The following is a 24,259-nucleotide window of genomic DNA, read 5'->3' on the forward strand; positions in this document are numbered from 1 at the left end:
GGGCTTTATAAAACAGAGGTGATTGAATATTTAAAACAGCAGTGGCAAGGTGTGAACGATGTTGAATTAGCAACCCTAGAATGGGTCGATTGGTTTAACAAAACTCGCATTCATAGTACGATTAGTTATGTGTCGCCTTTTGAGTTTGAGAGACGATACTATGATAGTCTTTGTGAGTCAGACAAAGCTGCCTGACTCAAGCAATCCACTCTCCGATATAGTCGGGGCGGTTCAGTATATAGCGTTAGACTCTACGCTAGCATGAATTTTGTCCATTACACCCTATATAAGAAATAATAGACATAAAAAATCCCAGTCACCGTATGATGACTGGGATTTTTTATGGAAATAACTTTTTCGCTGTTAAGATGCTTAACCCTTCTCGGTCAGCAGTTTAATACCCAAACCAAAAAATATTATGCCGCTAATCTTGTTTAATAAAGTTTCGATAGACGGTTTTTCACGCAGGCTTTTGCTAAAGCGTGACGATAACAGCGACAGACAAGAAAACCAGATAAAACCAGTGATAGCAAAGGTAATGCCCAACATCAAAAATGACAACATGCCATAAGCATAGCTAGAGTCAATAAACTGGGGAAGAAAGGCTAGGAAAAATAGCGCGACCTTCGGATTAAACACGTTGGTTAATACGCCTTGTTTATAAGTTTTCCAGCCTTCTTTATTCTGATTGCTGGCAATACTTTGGTCGCTAGCTAAGCTATTTGCTATCGAGCTTGAGTTTTTGCTTAGCAGCATTTTTAGACCCAAATAGCACAAGTAAGCCGCCCCAATGTATTTAACGATCATAAATGCCATTGGTGAGCTGGCGAGCAATACTGATAATCCTAAGGATGCCAATAGCGTATGTACCAAAATACCTGAGGTAATGCCTAGTACAGAGTGAAACCCAGCGGTCTGTCCTTGTGAGACACTACGAGTAATAATATAGATACTGTCAGTGCCTGGCGTTAGGTTTAATAAAATCGCCGCTAAGATAAACCCTAGATAATTTTCGATACCAAACATTGCAATCACTTCCCTTTAGTCACGCTAAGCCTCATCATTTATCGTATGTGGCTGCACTTTATAAACACGCTTATTAGATCGATAGTAACGAGTATTAGATAAGTTGGCAATAGCGCTATTAGCAGTATGCTAGCAGCTATTAATAATAAGCTAACGACAGCGGAATAGAGGGTGTTAAGAAACCAATAGACATAAAAAATCCCAGTCACCGTATGATGACTGGGATTTTTTATTGTTCGCTTATTAGTCTAACCTGATGCTAAGCAAAAGTGCTAATAAGTGACGCCGAATAGTGGCGTCCCCAGGGGGATTCGAACCCCCGTTACCGCCGTGAAAGGGCGGTGTCCTAGGCCTCTAGACGATGGGGACGCATAGAGTGTCATAACTAAGGGTTACAACGGTACTTCACAATATCAGATGGCTTATTATAAATAAGCATTGCCTAGGTGCTGATATCGTACTTTAGCGAGTATTGATAATGTAGCATCTGTTGATGTTAATCTTTGCTATAAATAGCATGGTGGAGCTAAACGGAGTCGAACCGTTGACCCCTTGCATGCCATGCAAGTGCTCTACCAACTGAGCTATAGCCCCTCGCTAAGAGTGTGCGTATTTTATGTAAGAGCGGCAGCCTTGTCAACTACTATTTTTAAAATAATTGGTTTTTTTCATATAAAGATAATGATTTAACCATTTTTAGGCCATTTATAGTCTAAATTGAGGACAGGCCCTAATCTTATTCTATTGTTTTATGATGAATATAAGCTGATAGTGAGCCAAAAAGAGGCAGAAAAATATCACGGCTATACAAGATAACCGTAATATTAAAACCAGCTTAATAGCGTTATTTGTTCCACAGCCCTTTGATAGCTTCCCACTGTTGAGAGAGTAAATGGTTACTGGGTTTATCGTCTTTATTACTTGTTGAGTCAGATGGCGGCAGGACATGCTCATAGTAAGTGTTTTTGAGGAGATGACGTAATATGCTTTCGCCAATAAAGCCTTTACCATCATTGAGCGTGTTCGCCGCTCTCAGTAAGTGACGGATATCATATTGTGAAGGATCAATATCGGGCACTTGTTTTTTGACATCAAGTAATGAGTAAACAGCAATACGAGCCGTGCGAACAGAGCTTTCGACGGTAAACACCACGTCATTATTGGTTTCGACGAACTGTCCTACCAGTCCTAAATTGGTACAGCCTTTGGGTACAATATCAGGGCGATCGCCTTTGGCTCTAGGCATAAACATTGAGGTAATATAAGGCATATATGCCGTTTTGACGATGGTATTGTCTATGACATTATCGCTCTCACTACTGATTCCCAAATGATAACAAAGCTCGCTTAAAATCTCGCTACCCGTACATTTAGGCATAGGTTTTTTAACATGATTGCCCTCTTTATCCATCAGTAAACTGTATACCCAAAGCACTAAAGTGTCTTTTGGCTGATCAGGGAAATGTGGTTGGCGGTTACAAGTAAAGCTCATGAGCCAGTTTGAATCCGTAAAGGTAATGATGCCACCTGTGGCTGTTTTACCAGAGTAGGGGTCATTAACCGACAAGGTTTTAAGCTTATTCGTCAGCGCTGAAGGCTTGCAGGTCAATGTCGCTGACATCCAAGAAGACTGATCGACATGAGTATTGAATTTTTCAGGATGCCCAAAGACTGTAGATTTTTTTGCTAAGTTATTCCAAAGTTGCCAACCAGATGATTGACCCATGGTGTCTTTATTGAAGTCTAATTTTGGTGAGGTCTCGTTATCGCCATAACGGGTGTCTTCAGTCATGGAGCCTGTGGTAACAATGACAAAATCTTTATCCGTTATTGAGATGTTGGCAGGTTTGCCAGCTGTTTGAGCGATAATCGTGCGAACTTGTTTTTTAGCAGTGTCATCAGCGGTACCATCAACATCAACATCAACATCAACATCAATGTCTAAGTCGGTCACTAGCGTGTCGTATTGAAAGTTGACGCCTTTTTCGATCAAGTAGTTACGTAATGGTAGGACGAAACCATCGTACTGGTTGTATTTTGGGAATACCAGCGCAGACATATCATGCAGACCATCTAAGTCCTGCAAAAACCGATGCATGTAAAGCTTTAATTCTAGCAAGCTATGCCAGTTTTCAAAGGCAAACATAGTCCGCCAAAACGTCCAAAAGTTACTATTAAGAAAACGCTCACTAAAGTAATCTTCAACAGTCAGATCATCCAAGGTTTCTTTACGTTTTAGTAGTAGTCGGATGATTGCTAGCTGGTCTGCTTTAGCCAAGCCAAAATAGCTAAAATCTTTTATCTCACCCTGATTATGTAGTAAACGAGCAATAGAATAGTTGGGGTCATCGTCGTTGACAATGCGATACTCATCTAACGTACTGTATGGCTCAGGCATTTCAAGTGCGGGTATGTCTTGAAATAAATCCCAAAAATTCTCGTAAGTAAACTCCATCTCGCGACCACCGCGAACCATATAACCGCTTTCTGCTGTACCTTTGCCGTCTAGCGAACCACCCGCTATGTCTAACTTCTCTAACAAAGTGATGTTTTCTGCAGGAACTTTGCCATCTCTGATACTGTAGTAGGCACTTGCTAGCCCTGCGATACCACTACCCACAATGTATACTTTACTGTCTTGATAGGCGTCAGTCGGTCTGCCGATATTGCGCTGATAGTTACCGATTTTGTCCGCGAAAGGTAGGCTTTGCGAGGGGCTGTTATGAAAATAAGTGCTACTAGCATCAGGCTGATGTGTAAAGCTATTGGTTTTATTATTGTGATTATTAAATGCTAAGTCTTCATTAAGGTTATTTTGGTTATCACTCATTGTTTATCTCCATTATGGATTAAATAAAATGAATTATTACTTGATGACAACTTAATAATACGCCTAATGGCTACCTTCTAACACTACAGTTTTAGACTATAGTATTCACATTTTTTATCAGATTGATTTTATGAGCAATTTTAATGTTTTTGATGTGCGATGCCTGAATATCGCTAGATTTGGTGGCATCGCATTCATCGAATCATATGTATGAGCACTAATTACCGTGATGAGTACTAACTAGCGCGGGTTTTGCTTGAGAGCGATTTCTTTGATGGCTTTGTCGGTAAAAAACTCTTCTTCGCTGCCATCAGAAAATAGGATTACACAGCACTCAGTAGGGACATACTGTCCGCCTTTTTCTCTGACGGTTCTGACACCTTTGAAGCCAGTGATTTCAAACGCATTTAATTTACCTAGGTTATGCTTGGTATAGCCACAGTAAGTGGTGTATATCCATTTTAAATCGTCAAAATCTTGGCCTGTTGTCAGGGTGAGTTTTGCGTCAAAAAGCTCTTTTACGATCGCATCATAGTATTTCTGTGCTTCTTTTAGGGTATTAAAGACATAATCTTTGCTTTCTATCGTGACGGTTTTGGCGGCCATTTTGACTCCAATTAAGAGGTTTAATCGTATGAGAGTAGTGATGTTGATTAAGAATAAAAAAGGGTCAGAACTGGCCTGACCCTTCTAAATATGACAAGTTTAGCTCATTGGTTATTTAGCAGATAAGTCATTCAGCTTTTAAACTATTCAGCAGCCAAAAAATCCGGTAACTCAGCCGCTTGTTTCTCTAGCTTTTTCAGTTTCTTTTTGCCAAGGCCACCTAATACATCAACCGCATGACGCAAGCGAGTCAGCGTCATGTCAGCACCGATAATTGCCATAGAGTTCATGACTGGCGTCGATGAGGTGCTACCAGCGATAGCGATAAAGAACGGCGCCATAAAGTCGCGCATCTTAATATCGAGGTGAGCGGCCAGACCTTTTAGCGTGGCATAGATGTTTTCTTCTGACCACGTTGGTAGCACTTCAAGCTTCCAAAGCGCGAACTGCAGCATCTCGATGATTTGCTCAGGTGTGAGCGTTTTATGCGTAAAGCTCTCAGCAGTGATATCAGGTAGGTTCTGGAAGTAGAAACCACCCCAATTAACTGCATCAGACAGTAACTCAATACGTGGCTGAATCGCTGCTGCGATAGCCGTTAACTTATCGCTGTTGCTGGCCCATTCTAGGATTTTATTTTTTAGTTGCTCAGGCGTGAGTGCACGTAGCCATTCGCTATTTAGCCAGTTGAGCTTTTCGATATCGAAGATAGGACCGCCGAGCGACACACGCTGAATATCAAAGCTGGCAATCATCTCATCTAGAGTGAATTGCTCAGCATCATTAGGCATCGAGTAGCCCATACGGCCGAGGTAGTTGAGCAGCGCTTCAGGCAACACGCCTGCATCACGATAGTAGGTGATAGAGGTTGGGTTTTTACGCTTAGACAGCTTTGATTTGTCAGGGTTACGCAGCAATGGCATATGGCAAAGGGTAGGCATCTCCCAACCAAAATATTCATACAGCAGTTGATGCTTAGGTGCAGAGTTTAGCCATTCTTCGCCGCGCATAACGTGGGTGATTTCCATCAAGTGGTCATCGACGACGTTGGCCAGATGATAAGTAGGCATGCCATCAGTTTTGAGCAGCACTTGCATGTCTACCTGTGCCCAAGGAATCTCAACCGTACCGCGCAGCATGTCATGTACTTGGCAAATGCCTTCGGTTGGTACATGCATACGAATGACGTATGGTTTGCCATCGGCGACCATTTTGTCTGACTCTTCACGTGATAAGTTGGCATAACGGCCATCGTAACGAGGGGTCTCGCCATTGGCCATTTGTGCCGCACGCATCGCATCTAGCTCTTCGCTGGTACAAAAACAGCGGAAGGCATGACCACTATCTAGCAGCTGCTCAGCATGTTTTTTGTAGATATCGCCGCGTTCGCTTTGACGATAAGGGGCATGTGGACCACCGATGTCTGGACCTTCGCTCCAATCGAGGCCTACCCAACGCAGCGCATCCAAAATCATTTGTTCAGATTGCTCGGTTGAGCGCGTTTGGTCAGTGTCTTCGATACGCAAAATAAACTCGCCGCCATTCGCTTTAGCAAAGGCTAAATTAAATAGTGCAATATAAGCTGTGCCTACATGAGGAAAGCCAGTTGGTGAAGGCGCGATACGAGTACGAATAGGGCGCGTTGATGCTTGGGTCGATGGTTGCGTCATAAGAATCTCAGAGTGTGTTTATTGATAAATGTATTGGTTAACGAGTCTAGCAATGAAAGAGGGTAATAAAAAACCGCAATGATAAATATATATGACAAATATGAATGAAATATTTGCAAAAATACAGATGAAACAATAGCTGTCAAAGCCAAAAAATAGCGTAAAATATAGCGCTAGTATAACAGAGAGATGGGATATTTTTAATGAAAAGCCCGTCTAGCGCTTGACTACAGATATATCCTTGCGATAATAATGCTAGGCAAGACATAACTTGTTTATTTTCATCTGATTTTTTACTATTACTGGCCAATATGGTCGCCATCTACTGAGTCGTTTGTGTCACTATTAAATAATAAGCCAGAAAAAAAGCCACTATCTAACGTAAATCATTCTGAAACTGCTGACGATACCCACTCTGATGAATTAAGTTTTGTTCATGATGCCGTACTTTTACCAGAGACAGTCGCGGCAGTGTTGGGTGTCAAATCCCTGCCTAAGCAAACAGGCAGCGAGGGTAAAGGCAGTGATGATAAAAGCAATAACGACCAAAATAGCTTGAAGGTAAGCGGTATCTATGTCGACGCCACCTTTGGGCGCGGTGGTCATAGCAGGTTATTATTAAGTCAACTTGCCGATGATGCGCAGCTGATTGTTTTTGATAAAGATCCGACAGCCATTAGCGTGGCTCAAGAACTGGCAAGTACTGATCGCCGCGTAAAAGTGGTTCATGACAGCTTTGCGACACTGACGGACAGCTTAGCTGCGATGGGCATTACTGAGGTGGACGGGCTAATGGCGGATTTGGGTATTTCCTCACCGCAAATCGATGATGGCAGTCGTGGCTTTAGTTTTATGCGTGATGGCGCGGTCGATATGCGCATGGATACCAGTCGTGGACAGTCAGTCGCCCAGTGGCTAGAAACAGTCGATGATGAAACGTTGGCCAATGTGCTTTATGAGTTTGGTGAGGAGCGTCATAGCCGCCGTATCGCCCGTGCCATCAAACAGATGGACAGTTATGAGTCGACGCTTGAGTTGGCAGAGGTTATCAAAGTTGCGCATCCGAACTGGCAGCGTGGCAAACATCCAGCGACCCAAAGTTTTCAGGCCATGCGAATTTTTATTAATAATGAGCTTGGTGATGTTGATGCCTTTTTGGAGCAAAGCATTCCTATTTTAAAGTCAGGCGGACAGCTAGCCGTGATTAGTTTTCATTCGTTAGAAGATCGCCGTATCAAGCAGTTTTTGCAGCGGCATAGTAAAGGTCAGTATCCAGAAGACGAAAACCTACCGATGCCGCCCAATCGCCCGCGTTATTTTAGTAAACCAAAACGCGTCGGTCCAAGCAAAGCAGAAACCAGTCAAAACCCACGCTCGCGTAGTGCGTGGTTGCGACTGGCAACACGTACAGATGTCGATTACCTACCTGTTACTGAGCAATAACTCTTACTTAAGTGATAAGTACTAGGACATGTGTTGTTTCTAGCACGTGACGGGTTGTCTTAATGCTTACGCAGCTGTTAAAAAGCTGTAAACATTATCTGATAGGCTCGGCAATTGCTTTCTTGTTTGTTTACATTTTGATGGTGCTGACGGCTAATGAGTTTTTATCACTCATAGACGATTATCGCTTTTTACATTTTGAAGTTCACTTTTTGAGATCGTCATGGCAATATCTGACAAACCGACAAACCGTCGCGCTGCATCATCTTATAACCCCGATATCGGCGAATTGTTTGTGCGCCGATTTAATGTGGTTAGCATTTATGTGGTGGTGCTCTTGCTGCTAGCAGCGGCGATTATATGGAGCGGTATCAAAACTGCCGAAGGCGTCCAGCAATACCATCAGGATTATAAAACCTTGCAAGACATGAAAAAGCAAGAGCGCAAGCTTCAAGTTGAACACCAACGTTTACTCATTGAGCAACAGACGTTTAGTGCGACCCCGCAAATCGCCAGTCGGGCAGTATCTGAGTTAGGTATGTTTTCACCGACGCTCAAAGACAAACTCATTATTCAACCAGGTGCATCGACTGCGCTAGTGCCAGTTGTTGACGAGCCAGATGTAGATGACGCCACTGATAGTTCAGATGTATATGAATCAGATGCAGATACGTCGCCTAGTTCTGGCTCAGAGGAGGCAGGACAATGAGTGATAAAAAATCCAATGCACCAAAAGGCAAGGGCACTGCGAAAACGCCTAGAAAAAAACCTGCTAGTGGCAAAGTCACCAAACCATTGCGTCCTGCAAGTGCGGCTAAATCTGGGCAAACCAGCAGTAAGGCTGAACGTAAAGGATCTGGCAACCGTAAAGCCAAGTTATTTGATCGTCTAAAAAAGAATGATACAGAAGGTGCTTATACCAGCGTTAAAAACCAAAAAAGCAAAAGAGGGTTTTTGGGCAAGGCGTCAGGGGCTTCTTCGCGTGGTGGCTTCGATCAGGATAAAAACCGTTTTCGTACTATTTGGGCTATTGCACTTATTATATTAGGCTTACTGATCGCACGAGCTTACTATTTACAAGTCGCTAATGCGCAGTTCTATCAAGATAAAGGCGATGAGCTCATTACCAGCACACGCACACAAAAATCCTATCGTGGCATGATTACAGATCGTAATAACTTACCGTTAGCTGTCAGTGCACCACTAGCCACCGTTTCTTTCAGCCCACATGATTATGCTCGCGAATATTATGAGCTCAAGCGTATTATTCTGACCAATCCTGATAGTCCACAACTGATTGCTCGTATGCAAAAGCGCTTAGATGGTATGGATTTAACCAAACTGGCTGCGGCAGCGAATATTTCAGTCAGTAAGCTAGAAAAAGTCACTGCAATCGATGACAGTATAGATGTTACCGATGAAGCAGCGGTTAAGGCTGTACTGCCGTCTGGTCCGGGATCGCATTATCTACCACTATTGAACAAAGTCACGCCTGAGATTGCTCAGAGTGTCAGTTCGCTTGATTTTCCTGGTGTCTATGAAAAAAGCTTCTTTCAGCGTTATTACCCGCAGCCACAACCGAACTCGCAATTGCTTGGATTTATGGGCCAAAACGCCAATGACCCTGATGGTGGCTATGAAGGTCGTGCTGGAATCGAACGTCAGTACGAGAAAGAGCTGGCGGGCGAGGATGGTCAAGTATTGGTACTAAAAGATGCCAAACAGAACAGCCTGAAAGAGATCAAACAAATTGAGCCAGAAGTTCCTGGCAAAGACGTGGCATTGACTATTGATTCGCGTCTTCAGTACTTACTCTATAAAGAACTAGAAAAAGCAGGGCGCTTACAGAGGGCACGTTGGTCGACAGGGATGATCGTCGATGTACAAACGGGTGAGGTACTTGCATTATCGACCTGGCCATCATTTAACTCAAATAATTTGAATGAGATGACCGGTGAAAATCAGCGTAATAGAGCAGTATTGGATGTCTTTGAGCCTGGCTCAGTCATGAAGCCATTTACGGTTGCTGCTGCTTTAGATTCTGGCAAGTATACGTCTACTTCTTTAATTGATACCAATCCTGGATCTATTCGTGTGCGTGGCTATACTATTCGTGACCATAATAACTTAGGCATGATTAATTTGGCTACGTTGTTGCAGAAATCTAGTAACGTCGCTTCTACTAAGATTGCGTTGTCGTTACCAGCTGATGCTATCAGCAATATGCAAAGGCAGTTTGGCTTTGGTGAAAAGACACCACTTCAATTCCCTGGTGAGGGCAAAGGTATGGTTGTCACACCAAAAGAAAAAGAAACGGCAAGGCGTGCAACTGTCAGTTATGGCTATGGTCTACAAGTAACTGTGGCACAGATAGCGCAAGCATACTCAGCATTGGCTGCAGGTGGGGTGATGCATCCTTTGACATTAATCAAAGATGATAAGGCGCAGCCAAGCAAACGTATCATGGAGCATGAACAAGCGATGTCGATTGTTCAAATGCTGGAAAGTGTCACTGAGCAAGGTGGTACGGCAAAAGCCGCCGCTATCGACGGTTATCGTGTCGCGGGTAAAACAGGAACGTCGCGTCGTATCAATCCAGACGGTGGTTACTATAGCGATCAATATCGTAACGTCTTTGCTGGTATAGCACCTGCGTCCAATCCAAGGCTCGTCGGCGTGATGCTGATCGAAGATCCACGTGGTCAGATTTATGCTGGTTTGACAGTCGCTCCAGTCTTTCATAATGTTATGAAAGAGGCACTACGCCTATATAATGTACCATTGGATAAGCCGTTAAAAACTGAAAATTGATGATCTTAGATGTTGGTTCATGAATGTTTTTTAATATTTAACCTTTAACTCTTTAATTTGTTTTAACCGTTTAGGATTTGCCGATGACTATCTTATCGCCCAACAATACGACTGTTACCTTGCAACAGCTGATTCAATCTAGTGACAGTGGCAAACATGGTTTACAACAGTTATCAATGGCGATAGTAGCGGCATCTAAAGCACATATAGCGATTCAAGATACATCTAACCATACGGACATGGCGATCAACACCCCATTTCAGCAGTTTCGTCTAGATAGTCGTCAGTTAGAGACAGGTGATGTATTTGTTTTATTAAAAAGCCAGACTGAAAATGATCAAAAAAGTCGTGATTACCTATATCAAGCCGCTAAAAATGCGGCTTTTATCCTATCAGAAATAGACCCTGTCATATTACTCGCTATGATTGATGACCCTAGCGAGCAGCAGTCATTAGCGGCGTTAAAGTGTCCAGTGCTATATGTCCCGAATATCCGTGATTTTTTAGGTGATTTGATTCAAGCGCGTTTGCAGTATCAGCAACCAGTCGATTTACCCGATGTCGTTGCGGTAACGGGTACCAATGGCAAAACCACGATCAGTCAATTGGTAGCACAATTAACACAGCTGACGGGCATGAGTAGTGCCGTGATGGGGACAGCAGGTAATGGTCGACTTGGTGCGCTGCAACAAGCCAGTCATACCACTGGTGACGCCTTGGCTGTTCAGCAATTTTTATATCAAATGGGTTTAGAGAACGCTGAGATATTGGCCTTGGAAGCCAGCTCGCACGGGTTAGATCAGCAGCGCTTGCAAGGCATGCCCGTGTCTGTGGCGATTTATACCAATTTGAGTCGCGACCATTTAGATTATCATGCTGATATGGCAGAATATGCAGCGGCAAAGGCCAAGCTTTTTGATAGCAAACATTTCCCTGATTTGACCCATGCCATTATTAATATCGATGATGAGTATGTGCAGGTGATGATCGATACAGCAAATGCCAGCGGTCTAACGGTCTGGACTTATAGTTTAGATCCATCAAAAGCAGCAACTTTTGTAGCGACTGAAATCAAACCGAGCTTACAAGGTGTTGAAGTTTGTTTGTGTGCTGATTTTGGTGGTGAACGCCAGAGCCGTACACATATTATCAGTCCATTATTGGGACGTTTTAATGTGGCAAACTTGCTTGCTGCTATTGGTGCTGTGGTTGCTTTAGGAACTGATTTGGATCGTATTGCCACAGTGGTACCGAAGTTGCAAGGTGCGGTGGGTCGTATGCAGCGAGTGCCTTCGAATGATGGCTGTTTTATCGTGGATTATGCGCACACGCCTGACGCGCTCAGCCAAGTACTAGCCAGTTTAAAAACGCATTGCAAAGGCCAGTTGTGGGCCGTGTTTGGCTGTGGTGGCGACCGTGATACAGGCAAGCGCCCATTGATGGCACAAGCAGGACTATCAGGTGCAGACCGTGTCATATTGACAGCGGACAACCCACGTACAGAAGATCCCAGTGCGATTTTGCAAGATATGCAAGCAGGAATGAGTACAGAACAATATCAGCGAACCCATATCGAACCTGCTCGTCAAGCAGCAATTGAATATGCCGTCTGTCATGCAGCGGCTGACGATATCGTCGTTATCGCTGGTAAAGGTCATGAAACCTATCAAGAAATAAACCATATTCGTTATGATTTTGATGACAGTGTTGTATTGCGGCAAACACTAGAGCAAGCCGGACGAGCATAGCAAGTTGGCATATGTCTCAATATTTTTGACGGCCTCATCAGTATCTGAAGATTTGATTTTTATAAAAACTAAGTAGTCATCATATAAGGTAATCACTATGACAGCCGACGACGATAATACCATTCAGGCGCAAGGGCTGTATGTCTGGCAAGTGGATAATCTACTTGCCGCGACAGCATCGCTTGATGGTCATTGGCAGCTATCACCAGAAAAAATAAGCGCAGGGCAGACAGTGCTATCAAAAGATGCGGTCAGTAGTAACCGTATTGCCACTGATACCCGGACGATAAAAGCAGGTGATATATTTTTAGCGCTCAGCGGTGATAACTTTGATGGCCATGATTATATTAATTTGGCTGCATCAAAAGGTGCAGTGGCTGCTATCGTGTCGCGGCCTATCACTATCACTGATCCAAATAATATTCCACAGCTAGTAGTAAGTGACACTCGTCTCGCGTTAGGGCAGTTGGCTGCCTATCGTCGTCAGCAGCATACCGACCTCACTGTGATTGCGATTACAGGATCTAGCGGTAAGACCACCTGCAAGGAGATGCTTGGTAGTATCTTTGGCAGATTGGCACCAACCTTGATTACCCGTGGTAATTTAAACAATGATTTGGGTGTGCCGATGATGCTCCTTGAGTTATCTGATCATCATCGTTATGCCATCTTAGAGTTGGGCGCTAACCATATTGGTGAGATTGCTTATACAACTGAGATTGTTCAGCCTGATGTGGCTTGTATCCTAAATATCGGTACTGCGCATTTGGGTGAGTTTGGTAGCCGTGAAGGTATCTGCCAGACCAAAGCAGAGATTTATAGCACATTAACCGATACTCAGTTTGCTATCGTGCCTGATAAAGATGACTTTGCCAATCAATTGCGCCGTATCGCGGAGACGCATACCTCACATGTGATTGGTTTTGGTAATACGGATGTGAGTGCGAGCCATTTAGATGTCGAGCCCGAACGTAGTGAGTTTAAGCTACATATTGGTAACCAAGTACAGGATATCACTTTGCCGCTAGCAGGAGAGCATAATGTCAATAATGCTTTGGCAGCTGCAGCATGCGCTCATGCCTTAAATATCGCGGTAGACGATATTGTCATTGGGCTTGAAAATGCCCGTCCAGCCAAAGGTCGTTTGAACAGTCAGCTGCTCGGCATGCATCGATTGATTGATGACACTTATAATGCCAACCCGCATTCAGTCCGTGCAGCTGCCAAAGTGTTGGCAGCGCAAACAGGGACGCAAGTCATGGTTTTAGGTGATATTGCTGAATTGGGTGATGCGGCAGTTAGCGAACATCAAAGTTTGGGACGTACGATAGCGACCACGGGTATTGATGCTTTACTGTGTGTGGGTGAGTATGCGCCTTATACTGTAGCAGGTGCAAAAGAGATTTCTGATATCAGTGCCCATGCATTCGCTGATAAAGACAGTTTGTTACAGTATTTACAGCCGTATTTACAAGCGCAACAGGCTCAGCCTTGTACTGTGTTGTTTAAAGGCTCTCGTTCCATGCAGATGGAAACACTTATCAATGCGCTAGTCGAGGAGTAGGCGGTGTTAGTTTGGTTGTTTGGCTGGCTTGGCCAGTATTATACGCCGTTTTCTGCGGTTTCTTCGTTGACGCTACGGGCGTTACTTGCGGTTGTGACCGCGCTTGCCTTTAGTATGATGTTTGGTGGGCCGGTCATTCGGCATCTACGAGCATTGAAATACGGTCAAGCCATTCGTAATGATGGTCCACAATCACATTTGGCCAAAACTGGTACTCCGACCATGGGTGGGGTATTAATTTTGAGCGCGATTGGCGTGTCGACACTGCTATGGGCGCGTTTAAATAACCCCTATGTGTGGATTTTACTCGTGGTCATGGTGATCTTCGGTGCGGTTGGCTGGGCAGATGATTGGCTAAAGATTAAATATAAAGATCCCAAAGGTCTCATCGCGCGCAAAAAATATTTTTGGTTATCGATGGGCGCTCTATTCGTTGGAGGGTCTTTATACTACATAGCCACGCTACAGCCAGATATCAATACCACGCGTGAGATGCAGGATTTGTTGATTCCTATCTTTAAAGATTGGGTGATTCCGTTTTCGGCAGTGCCATTTGGTATTGGCTTTATCATCTTTACTTATTTTGTGATTAATGGCGCATCCAATGCTGTCAACTTGACCGATGGTTTGGATGGTTTGGCTATTTTGCCAGTGGTGTTGGTAGCAGCGGGTTTGGGTGCCATGGCCTATGTTTCAGGTGATGTACGCTTTGCTGATTATTTGCATGTGCCTTATATCGCTTATAACTCTGAAGTGATTATCGTCTGCGGCTCGATGGTTGGGGCAGGGCTGGGTTTCTTATGGTTTAATGCTCATCCGGCGCAAGTGTTTATGGGCGATGTGGGTGCGCTTGCTCTCGGCGCGATGCTGGGTACGATTGCGGTGATGACTCGCCAAGAAATCGCTTTTGCCATTATGGGCGGTCTGTTTGTCGCTGAAGCATTGTCTGTCATGCTACAAGTTGGCTCGTATAAGCTGCGCAAAAAACGCGTCTTTCGTATGGCGCCACTGCATCATCATTTTGAAGAAATTGGCTGGAAAGAAACCCAAGTGGTCACAAGGTTCTGGATTATCGCTATTATCCTCGTGATTTTGGGACTCATGACCTTGAAGCTACGTTAAGACAGTCGTTACGATTGGTAGAAGTTGATATCTTTCATTTAAAAGCCACTTCAAATACATTTGAGGTGGCTTTTTTATGAGCTGCTTTGTCGCATGTCTTATCTTAGGTTTTATTTACTTGGTAAGCCTGAATTTTGGTAAAATGTGCAATATATTGTTATGACTTTGAGATGCTTGTGTCCTTGTTTATTTGTCCGCTTTGCCAGTCACCTTTAACACCTGCTCCTGATACGTGGCGCTGTGATGGTAGCCTAAATCCAAAGCAAACCAATCATCCGTTTGATGTGGCACGTCAGGGTTATGTCAATCTGCTACCAGTCCAACAAAAAAAATCCAAAGCACCGGGAGATAGCCAAGCATCTATTGAAGCGCGCAAGCGGTTTTTAGATGCAGGACATTATCAGCCGTTAAATGACTTGATTTGCCAAAAAATGCTAGCGTTGTTATCGCCAATTGAGCAGGTAAATTGGTTGGATATTGGTTGCGGTGAAGGGTATTACACCCAGTCGATGGCACAACTGGGTTCGGATGTTATGAATACGCTCATCGCAGCAGACATCAGCAAACCTGCCGTGGTGGAGGTTGCTAGGAGCAGTAAAGCTAAAAGCACACTATGGTATCAACAGGATCAAGAGTCAGCTACTCAGTCGACAGCGATTTACCCATTGGTAACCAGTGCTGCGCACTTACCGTTACGCGCGGGTAGTGTGACCGGTATCAGTAGTATTTTTAGTCCCATTTTGCCAGAGGCTTTTGCTGAAGTGTTGGCTGATGATGGCTATTTAATCATTGCCAAGCCTGATGTAGGACATCTGGCGACGATGCGTGATGCCTTATTTGATGATGTTCGTGAGCATGATTCTGATAAATTCTTAATGGAGTTAGCACCGTACTTCACATTGATGGATACTTATCGTATCAATACAGAACTGACGCTATCAGCAGGTGGTTTGGCTGATGTAATGACCATGACACCTTATGCATATCGTGCGCGTAGCGAGAAAAGACAAGCGCTTCTGACAGCAGTGGAAAAAAACGCATTTCATACTGAAGCAAAATTTGTGGTTTATGTTTTGCAAAAGACAGCGAAAAAGTAGCGATGATAAGTCATGGTAGTTTATAGACAGCTAGTATCAATACTCTCCCAATAGCCAACCACTCACAAAGGCAAAATACTCGCGGAACCATGCATTATAGCGAATAGATAAGGGCGTAGGGCTAGCGACGGTGATAGGTTGCTGATAACCTTGATGCTTAGCAATACTCGCTGCGCGAATGGTATGAAAATCACTGGTGACGATCGCGATAGGGTTAGTTATAGAGAGCCCTTTTTCCTCTAGTATTGCTTGGCTATTGGCTAAGTTTTCCTCTGTACTGGTACTTTTACCTTCTTGTGATATGCGTTCAAATTCTATGCCATGGGTCTCATATAAATATGTTGCCATGATATCCGCCTCGCTACGTGTACGCTGAAAACCAACGCCACCGCTGGTGATAACCACTGCATTGGGTTGTGACTTTATTAGTGGTACAGCCGTATCCAATCTTTTGGCGAGGGTTGGTGTGGGTTTGCCTGCGACTGTTCCTGAACCCAATACGATAATGGCTGCAACGCTAGGTGCAGGCTGCTGACTGAGTTTAATCTGCTGTTGTAAGGAGTAGATAAATATTACAAAGCTGATGAGCCAAAGTACGAATATGCCCCACAGTGCATACCATAAACGATTTAACCAAGGGTTTCGGCTAAAAAACCTGCGAATGGCCTGCCAAAATAGTCCATGAGCGACAAATACACTACCCACTAGAAAAGGCACTACCGAGCCAAAGTTAATTTTACCGACAGCCATTAACGCCACGCAATCAATAATAATCACGAGACCAATAATGGTCAAAATGGTACGAGTGGTGATGAGTAGTGTTTTGGACATAGATAAAATACGCTTGTATGTAGATGATCAATATATTGGATAATAGTTTTAAAAGTGCCAAATCTAAGATTATCATAGCCGTACATTATTATAGATGGATAGATTATGAATTTTGTCTATTACAGCTAAATTTTTTAGAACGTCATCAATTAGCGCAAAATCAATTAGCACAAAAAAAGAGCTCACCAGATTGGGAGCTCTTTTTTTGAAAGATATTTATAAACTACTAGGGCGTGTTGAACGTTCAATACGCCCTATTTAAGTAATCTCTAGCGATGCATACCACGAACAGGATAGTTGTTTTCTGGGTTTCTAATAAATGCTAAGCCACCAGCGAGGACTTCTAGGTCTGGACGGGCAAATGGGGCATTTGAGATGTCGAGAATCTGAATATTCCCTTCTGCATTGATAACAAATAGACCTGGTTCAGCGAATGGATGGTCGGTTTCTTTTGCTGAGCGTGGGTCAGAGATGTATAGACCTAGCGTGTGCATCTGTTCAATGGTCAGACCGTACGCGATAGGGAAGTTAATATCTAGCTCTTCTAGGTGTGACTCTAGTTGCTCTTTGCTATCGCCTGAAACAGCGATGATATCAACGCCTACTTTAGCAAATGATTCTTTTATGGATTCAAGCTGAGTGAGGTATTGCGTACATTTTGGGCAATGCTTACCACGATAAACGACAACCAGTTTCCAATCGTGCCCGTTTTCGGGAGTTCCTAATGGTTTGACGTCACCGTTTAGCATGGTTACGTCTATGTCTGGGAATTTTACACCGGCATGGAGTTTTTGAGTATAGTCTGTTGACATCGTTTTTATCCTTATCATTTTTGTTTAAAAAATTTACACATTGAATTTGATTGATCGTTCAAAATGATGAGTATTGATACTACAAATAAATGCTCAATAATGAAGTTGGCTTTTTGTTAGTGAGTGCAAGGTTTTATGACATGCGTTGTTTTTTATCTTTGGTTCATTCCCAAAATTAGGCTGCGCCCTAGACACAGTGACTCACAAAGTCGCGCGCCTTATTTCACAGGCCGTTATCGTCATAAATACACAAATCGCTATTGTGCTTAATACTTTCCGGAAGATTTTTAATATTATTGCCTTTAATATATAGAGTTTTTAACTGGTCTAGATACCCGATACTCTCAGGCAATACGCTCAAATCGTTATCAGAAAGATCCAGTATTTCTAAACGATTAAGCTCTCCAATGCTCGTAGGTAATTCGCTGAGCTTATTGTCGCTAAGCACCAGTTTAGTCAAGTTGCCAAGTTGCCCGATACTTTCAGGTAGCTCATTGAGGTTATTATTATCAAGATTCAGTATCTCTAAACGATGCAGTTGTCCAATACTAGTAGGTAATTCATTAAGGTTATTATCACTGAGAGTCAGCTGAGTTAGGTTATTAAGCTCCCCCAAGCTTTCGGGTAATGTACTGATTTTATTGCCACTAAGCGTCAGTGTCGCTAAGTTTCCAATCTGCCCAATATTCTTAGGTAATGCGTTTAAATTGTTATCAGCAAGAAATAAACAAGTTAAGTTATTAAGCTGCCCAATGCTGTCGGGTAAAGAGGTGAGATTGTTGTCAAAAAGAGAAAGATAAGTCAAGTCCCGAAGTTGTCCGATGCTTTCAGGTAGTTCATTAAGGGTGTTACTACCAAGCGTCAACTGCGTTAAACTTTTGAGTTGCCCAATGCTTTTCGGTAGCACGGTAATATTGTTGCCAGTGAGGCCAAGTGTTTTTAGGTTTTTCAGTTGCCCAATATCAACTGGTAACGCTTCAATACAATTACCATTGAGGCCAAGTTGAAGTAAGTTTTGCAGTTGTACAATGCTCTCAGGTAACGCGTTGAGGTTGTTATAATTTAGATCAAGCCGGTCTAAATTCTTGAGCTGTCCGATACTCTCTGGTAACTTAGTCACGTTTTGAGCTTCTAGAACGATGCTTTTTAATGCTAGCAAAGTTTTTTTATCTTGAGGTATCACGTCATCAGGAATGTCGCAACTATCCGCCCACAACCAAATTTTTCGCATCCAAACATCATCGAGTACTAACTCGCTAGCTTTACGCTCAGTTAGGATTAAGTTGAGCTTATCATAGTGATTACTGGACTCTGCAGGACTTTGAAATTCACTTAAATTTTTCTCAGTATCATTATGAGGCATAAATTTCCTAAACTTTCAAAGAGTGCATTGAGATATTGTTTCAATTAAATCATATTACTTAACCACTATACAGTCTCATGATTTACTTATGCCATTAGATATCCTGAATAAGTATATAAGCATGTTTTTTACTATATAGATGAGTCACGTTGGGCTGAGTTGGGAAAACAGCAGACATAAAAAAAACGCTAGAAGCGTTATTAATAAAGATTTACAAGGATTAGGGTGGGGTAGGACAAGATAGGAAAACTAGGCAGCTGTTATGAAGAGCTAAGATTGGCGGTGAAGGAGGAAGTCTAACTTTATATGTAAGTGCTTTATTTACTTATAATTATAATAGTTTAAATACATATTAGACCATCAAATAGACCAACAGCGCCACAGTGTTGGAGGCAAGGCAAATAATGGGATTTTCTCTCGATTAATTGTATCAAGATATTTCCAATCAGCTATTTAATTTCAAACATATATTATCACCAAAAAACCATTTCTAGTATATCTATTTTTCTACCTCATTGATTAATACTATTTACTACCGCCTTAAGCAACCCAAGAGACCTTCTGACAAAGAAGCACGTCTAATTCTTACTGTGCATGCAAATAATGATATGTTTTTCTTATAAATATAAAGCGATAAAATCACCCTTGTCTACTAAATACTTCTCTAAACGTACCCTCTCATAATCTAGGTAATACCCAGTACAGCCTTGCTTGATAACTGAAGATAAGCCTATTGACAGAGTTATAAAGCCACCAATATCTAAAAAATTATATATAAAATATAAAAATATTATATCAATACTATTTACACCATTAAGTTTCTATGAGACACTACTTGCATCAAATAATGATCGCAAGGAAATTCTGATGAAAGTTTCAACGCATTTAGTATCGAGGATGGGTCAACGGGCTATAGGTAAAGCCGAACTAGATATTGTTATGGCTTTCGGAGAAGTAGACGGGGATAAGGTCATTGTGAACAAACAACGCGCAAAAGAACTACTCGTAGAATTGGAGTTTCTTCTAGCGTGTAAAAGGGAGAGAGTAAGATGAAACTAAGCTGTTATGAGAAAATAAGTTCTGGTGCAGATCTTGATGTCAAAGAGATTCAAACGGCTATTAAGACGCTAAAGAATATTTTGAAAAAAGGTGGGGTAGTCGTTGTTTCTGAAAGCGGTACATTGATTACTACCTATAACTTAGACAGCTATGATCGAAGACTTGCTTTTAAATAGCATGTCTTTCAATACTAAAAATTAAAGGTAATTTCATCTTATGCAAAAATATAAAACTAAAGAGCTGGTCATAAGCTTATATGATCTAATGCATCAGTATGGTATTAGAAAACACAATGAGGTCGCATTAAAGCTAATAACAATCTTAGTGTTATCAAAAGAAGACAAGCTTCCGAAGGGTTTAAAGCTAAGTCAAAGTTTAGCAGAGTATAAAGGCGAGTGGCTAGCGCTTGTGGAGGCTCTTAACGCAAGTGAGGATAGCCAAATACAGCGGGCTTTCTCATACGATAATGCTCTAGAGGATCTGCCATTACCATTTCTTCATAGCGCAATAAATACGTTGTTGAAGTATGAAGACATCACTCTAGAGAGCCCAGCAGTTGATTCAATCAGAACGATTATTTCAAACTTCACTTTATCGACTAGTGAAGGTTTTACAGACTTTAGCGTATATATGCTAGTAAATGCATTATTAGGTGATACAAGTGGTAAGACAACCTATCTAATGTCACCTGCTTCACTTCCTCTAGTTACTATAGTTAGCGAGGAGTCTGAAGGTGTTTATTATGAGACAATCAATCAGTCAGGAATGATAGCAGATGCTTTATCGTTGATGAGCGAAAATAGGTTTGAGATATCATATTCTAATGCATTGGATAAACCTAGTTATACAAAGTCCAAGAACGAATTAAAGACTTTCGATTATGGTGTTAGCTTCTCACCGATGGGCGCAACAGTACCAAAGCATATTTCTGATAATATCGATAGCTATGATCGATTTATCATACCGACTAAGAAGGTTGAATCAGCTAATATTTTGCATTTGCTTAAACAATGTCGTGAAACCGTTGTTGTCTCAGTGACTGAAGGATTCTTGTATTCCACTATGGAAAAAGACTTAAGAGAGCATTTAGTTACTAACGGTATGCTGAAAGCAGTTATATCCCTACCGTCAGGGATCTGGACAGGAACTGCTGTAAAAACATCATTGTTACTCATTGAGCCGAACGGTCATAACCAATCGGTAAGATTTGTAGACGTAACTGGTGAAGAGTTTATTAGAAAGACAACCAAGCGATTACTAAGCTTGAGAAATATAGATATCGCTTTGAAGAACCTAGCATCTGATGAGCAATTAGCTTGCGCAACCACAGTGTCAGCCTTGACTCTCAAAGAGCAAGAATATCGTCTAGATGCTGGGCGTTACCTGTTAGATCCAGAGGAAAAGACGGTCAATAAAATTCTTGAAGAAGCAAAGACAGTCACTCTTGATAGTATTGTCCGTTTTGAGCGTGGCTTATCTGTTAAGCCAGAGGAAGGTGACTATACTGTCTTAGAAGTGGGCGCTAGTGAACTAAACGACATTGGTGATATCTCTACACCAACCAAAGAGGCTTACATATCAGAGTCAGAGCGCACGAAGAGCCAATCAGGTTTTTTACAGCCAAATGATATCATTTTCATTCTAAAAGGTTCTGCTGGTAAGCTTGGTATTGTTCCCGAAGATGTACCAACGACAGGTGATGGATGTTGGATGGTGAATCGATCAGCGATAGTGATAAGGCCAATCTCTGATAAAGTGAATCCAAAGGTTTTATATGCTTATCTAAAATCGCATATTGGGCAAACTCAAATTGCTAGCCTAGTTAAAGGGGCTACTATACCCAATATATCATTAAAAGAGCTCAAGCAGATACCTGTTATAGTACCGTCTGATGATGAGCAAGAACAGGCAATTGAGTGTGTAGATAAGAGCCGAGAGACTCAGCAAACCATCCAAAAGCTACTATTAGAACAGCAAGCACGACAAGATCAGCTTTGGAAACTCTAAAATTCAAATCATACTGTCCAAGCTAGTACGATAGAAGGTATGCTGATGTGGTTTTAACTTTCATGATCAGCTTACCTTTTATAGTGCAACATACAAGCAGTAATCATTCAAATATAGATTAGGAAAACAACCGTTCATGGATATTTCAATCAAACAGCTCGAAAGCGACCTATGGGGCGCAGCTGATAATTTGCGTGCGAATTCAACGCTTACTGCCGCTGAATATAAAGACCCTATATTAGGCTTGGTGTTTTTAAGGTTTGTACAGAACCGATATGAAGAAGCTAAGGGTAGTATCGAAGAGTCGTTACCTATCAACCCTCGTACTGGAAAAAAGCGCGAAGTAACCAAAGATGACTTTGTCGCCAAAGGATCTATTCTACTGCCTGAAAAGGCGAAGTATGACTACCTTGCAGCGTTACCTGAAAGTGAGAATATCGCTGAGGCCATCAACAATGCGATGAAGCTAATCGAAGTAGAATACCCTTCTTTAGTAGGAATACTGCCCAAAAACTATCAAGCATTTGATAGTAAGCTATTGCGTGACCTTGTGCGTGTGTTTAATAAAGATGCAGTAAGAAAAGCCAAAGGCGATATCTTTGGTCGTATTTATGAGTTCTTCTTAATGAAGTTCTCCATGCAAGGCGCGGGTGCACAAGAAGGGGGCGAGTTCTTCACACCGCCATCACTGGTTAATTTAATCGTTAACTTTATACAGCCAGATCATGGTGTCGTTCATGATCCAGCTTGTGGATCTGGTGGTATGTTCGTACAGACGGCTCATTTCATTCGAGATCATAACCCAGATAAAAGCGTCAATAAAGCCATCACGGTATACGGTACAGAGCTTAAGAATAATAATACTAAGCTAGCTAAGATGAACCTTGCTGTCCATGGCATTGAAGGCGCTATTATTGAGAGCAATAGTTTTTATACCAATCCGCATAACCTCACTGGTAAATGTGATTTTGTGATGGCAAACCCACCATTCAACGTGAGCGGTATCGATGGTAAGAATAAGTTTCTAACAGAAGATGCTCGCTTGCCGTTTGGCGCACCGTTGACTAAAGGCGGAACGATAGGTAACGGTAACTATTTATGGATTCAGTACTTTCACAGTTATCTGAATGAGTCAGGTCGGGCAGGTTTTGTTATGGCATCCTCAGCAACGGATGCAGGCAATGCTGAGAAGCTTATACGTCAGCAATTAATAGAGACAGGCGACGTCGAGTGTATTGTGTCTATTGCTGATAACTTTTTCTATACTCGCACATTATCGTGTCATGTATGGTTCTTTAACAAAGATAAAAAAGCTAAAAATAAAGATAAGATTTTGATGATTGATGCAAGAAATACTTATTCTAATATTCCGGATACTATCAAACATGATTTTAGTGATGAGCAGCTAGAAGGCTTAACCGCTTTAGTTAACGCTTTTAGAGGTGAGGATTTAGGCGTCAGTAAAGATAACTCATGGTTTACTAAGCATTTCCCTGATGGCACGTATGCTGACGTTGAAGGCTTATGCAAGGTAGTTGATTTAGATGATCTAAAAGCACAAGACTATAGCCTAACGCCAGGGCGATATGTGGGAGCAAGTATTAAAGTTGATATGGATTTTAATTATCAGGGGCGTATGGCAGAAATACGAAAGGAACTTACAGAGCTAAATGCTGAAGCGAACGAGCTAATGGATAAGGTTCAGGGGGTTGAATTATGAATGAACAATGGGAAAGCTTAAAGCTTAAAGATGTATTTACTTTCCATAATGGGAAAAAGATTAAGCCAAACGGTGATGGTGAAATTAAAGCGTTTGGTTCAAACGGAATAATAGGCTTTGCTGAGAAGTCTTTGTTTGATAGCGGAATTGTTATAGGAAGAGTTGGAGCATATTGCGGTGCACTCTTTATGCCTAAAGAACCTTTTTGGGCATCAGATAATACAATTGTTGTTAAGTCTAAAGAGGGCTTTAGTTTGGCATTCATGAACTACTACATGTCATTACTAAATTTGAACTGGTATGCTGGAGGGTCTGCCCAACCACTTTTAACTCATGGTTGGTTAAAACCTATTGAAATAAAAATACCATCTTTACTAACCCAACAAAAAATCGCAAATATCTTATCTGCTTATGATGATTTAATAGAAAAACCCCAGTTCGGGATAAGCCACATTGTAACTCATTGATACTATTTACAATGTAGCCACCTGCCCTTGCTGAGGCATATTTTTGATGGTGGGTTTATAGGGAAACCAGCAATAAGCAATTA

General features: G+C 42.1%; 19 protein-coding genes and 2 tRNA genes. 12 read left to right on the forward strand and 9 right to left on the reverse strand.

Annotated features, from left to right (window positions below):
• Window positions 1-195: IS3 family transposase (locus tag EI164_RS07290; protein WP_192519320.1), on the forward strand; the 195-nt coding region annotated here is incomplete at its 5' end.
• A gap of 177 nt (window positions 196-372) precedes the next feature.
• On the opposite strand, the gene EI164_RS07295 is transcribed toward EI164_RS07290, so the two are convergent.
• From EI164_RS07295 to gltX, 6 genes are all read right to left on the reverse strand, one after another.
• Window positions 373-1,026 (reverse strand): LysE family translocator, encoded by a 654-nt coding sequence (locus EI164_RS07295; protein WP_192519321.1) that lies wholly within the window; start codon window positions 1,024-1,026, stop codon window positions 373-375.
• A gap of 293 nt (window positions 1,027-1,319) precedes the next feature.
• Window positions 1,320-1,395, reverse strand: a tRNA-Glu gene (locus tag EI164_RS07300).
• 149 nt (window positions 1,396-1,544) lie between these two features.
• Window positions 1,545-1,620 (reverse strand) — tRNA-Ala (locus EI164_RS07305).
• A gap of 250 nt (window positions 1,621-1,870) precedes the next feature.
• The gene (locus EI164_RS07310; RefSeq protein WP_192519322.1) at window positions 1,871-3,856 is read right to left on the reverse strand and encodes an oleate hydratase; all 1,986 of its coding nucleotides are present in this window, start codon (window positions 3,854-3,856) and stop codon (window positions 1,871-1,873) included.
• A 240-nt stretch (window positions 3,857-4,096) separates the two neighbouring features.
• Entirely contained in the window at window positions 4,097-4,462 is a 366-nt protein-coding gene (locus tag EI164_RS07315; protein ID WP_192519323.1) for a hypothetical protein, read from the reverse strand.
• Between the two features lie 143 nt (window positions 4,463-4,605).
• Entirely contained in the window at window positions 4,606-6,132 is a 1,527-nt protein-coding gene (gene gltX, locus EI164_RS07320; protein WP_192519324.1) for a glutamate--tRNA ligase, read from the reverse strand.
• 336 nt (window positions 6,133-6,468) lie between these two features.
• Here gltX and rsmH point away from each other — a divergent pair, with 336 nt between their 5' ends.
• The 7 genes from rsmH to EI164_RS07355 all read left to right on the forward strand — a co-directional run bounded on the left by rsmH (window position 6,469) and on the right by EI164_RS07355 (window position 15,917).
• Window positions 6,469-7,575 (forward strand): 16S rRNA (cytosine(1402)-N(4))-methyltransferase RsmH, encoded by a 1,107-nt coding sequence (rsmH, locus tag EI164_RS07325; RefSeq protein ID WP_192519325.1) that lies wholly within the window; start codon window positions 6,469-6,471, stop codon window positions 7,573-7,575.
• A 223-nt stretch (window positions 7,576-7,798) separates the two neighbouring features.
• A complete protein-coding gene (locus EI164_RS07330; protein ID WP_192519326.1) occupies window positions 7,799-8,284 on the forward strand; it encodes a cell division protein FtsL in 486 nt (161 codons plus the stop codon).
• On the forward strand, window positions 8,281-10,386 hold the full coding sequence (locus tag EI164_RS07335; RefSeq protein WP_192519327.1) for a peptidoglycan D,D-transpeptidase FtsI family protein: 2,106 nt from the start codon (window positions 8,281-8,283) through the stop codon (window positions 10,384-10,386). The genes EI164_RS07330 and EI164_RS07335 overlap by 4 nt, the downstream gene beginning before the upstream one ends.
• A gap of 83 nt (window positions 10,387-10,469) precedes the next feature.
• Window positions 10,470-12,134, forward strand: coding sequence for a UDP-N-acetylmuramoyl-L-alanyl-D-glutamate--2,6-diaminopimelate ligase (locus EI164_RS07340; protein WP_192519328.1), 1,665 nt, complete (start codon window positions 10,470-10,472; stop codon window positions 12,132-12,134).
• A gap of 97 nt (window positions 12,135-12,231) precedes the next feature.
• On the forward strand, window positions 12,232-13,698 hold the full coding sequence (locus tag EI164_RS07345; protein ID WP_192519329.1) for a UDP-N-acetylmuramoyl-tripeptide--D-alanyl-D-alanine ligase: 1,467 nt from the start codon (window positions 12,232-12,234) through the stop codon (window positions 13,696-13,698).
• Window positions 13,699-13,701: 3 nt separating this feature from the next.
• A complete protein-coding gene (gene mraY / locus EI164_RS07350; protein WP_192519330.1) occupies window positions 13,702-14,820 on the forward strand; it encodes a phospho-N-acetylmuramoyl-pentapeptide-transferase in 1,119 nt (372 codons plus the stop codon).
• Window positions 14,821-14,990: 170 nt separating this feature from the next.
• Window positions 14,991-15,917, forward strand: coding sequence for a putative RNA methyltransferase (locus EI164_RS07355; protein ID WP_192519331.1), 927 nt, complete (start codon window positions 14,991-14,993; stop codon window positions 15,915-15,917).
• A 36-nt stretch (window positions 15,918-15,953) separates the two neighbouring features.
• Here the strand turns inward: EI164_RS07355 and EI164_RS07360 are convergent, their stop codons facing one another.
• The 3 genes from EI164_RS07360 to EI164_RS07370 form a co-directional block, all read right to left on the reverse strand.
• On the reverse strand, window positions 15,954-16,748 hold the full coding sequence (locus tag EI164_RS07360) for a YdcF family protein (protein WP_192519332.1): 795 nt from the start codon (window positions 16,746-16,748) through the stop codon (window positions 15,954-15,956).
• 269 nt (window positions 16,749-17,017) lie between these two features.
• Entirely contained in the window at window positions 17,018-17,560 is a 543-nt protein-coding gene (locus tag EI164_RS07365; RefSeq protein ID WP_192519333.1) for a peroxiredoxin-like family protein, read from the reverse strand.
• 223 nt (window positions 17,561-17,783) lie between these two features.
• Window positions 17,784-18,923, reverse strand: a complete 1,140-nt coding sequence (locus tag EI164_RS07370; RefSeq protein WP_192519334.1) for a leucine-rich repeat domain-containing protein — start codon at window positions 18,921-18,923, stop codon at window positions 17,784-17,786.
• 1,049 nt (window positions 18,924-19,972) lie between these two features.
• On the opposite strand from EI164_RS07370, the gene EI164_RS07375 reads away from it, so the two are divergent.
• The 4 genes from EI164_RS07375 (at window position 19,973) to EI164_RS07390 (ending at window position 24,176) form a co-directional block, all read left to right on the forward strand.
• Window positions 19,973-20,158, forward strand: a complete 186-nt coding sequence (locus EI164_RS07375; RefSeq protein WP_192519335.1) for a hypothetical protein — start codon at window positions 19,973-19,975, stop codon at window positions 20,156-20,158.
• A gap of 40 nt (window positions 20,159-20,198) precedes the next feature.
• Complete coding sequence (locus tag EI164_RS07380) at window positions 20,199-21,989, forward strand: N-6 DNA methylase (RefSeq protein WP_192519336.1); 1,791 nt, start codon at window positions 20,199-20,201, stop codon at window positions 21,987-21,989.
• Between the two features lie 136 nt (window positions 21,990-22,125).
• Entirely contained in the window at window positions 22,126-23,709 is a 1,584-nt protein-coding gene (locus tag EI164_RS07385; RefSeq protein WP_192519337.1) for a type I restriction-modification system subunit M, read from the forward strand.
• Entirely contained in the window at window positions 23,706-24,176 is a 471-nt protein-coding gene (locus tag EI164_RS07390; RefSeq protein WP_192519338.1) for a restriction endonuclease subunit S, read from the forward strand. Before EI164_RS07385 ends, EI164_RS07390 begins: the two co-directional genes overlap by 4 nt.
• The last annotated feature ends 83 nt before the right edge of the window (window positions 24,177-24,259 follow it).

Source organism: Psychrobacter sp. FME13 (assembly GCF_014861395.1).
GTDB lineage: Bacteria > Pseudomonadota > Gammaproteobacteria > Pseudomonadales > Moraxellaceae > Psychrobacter.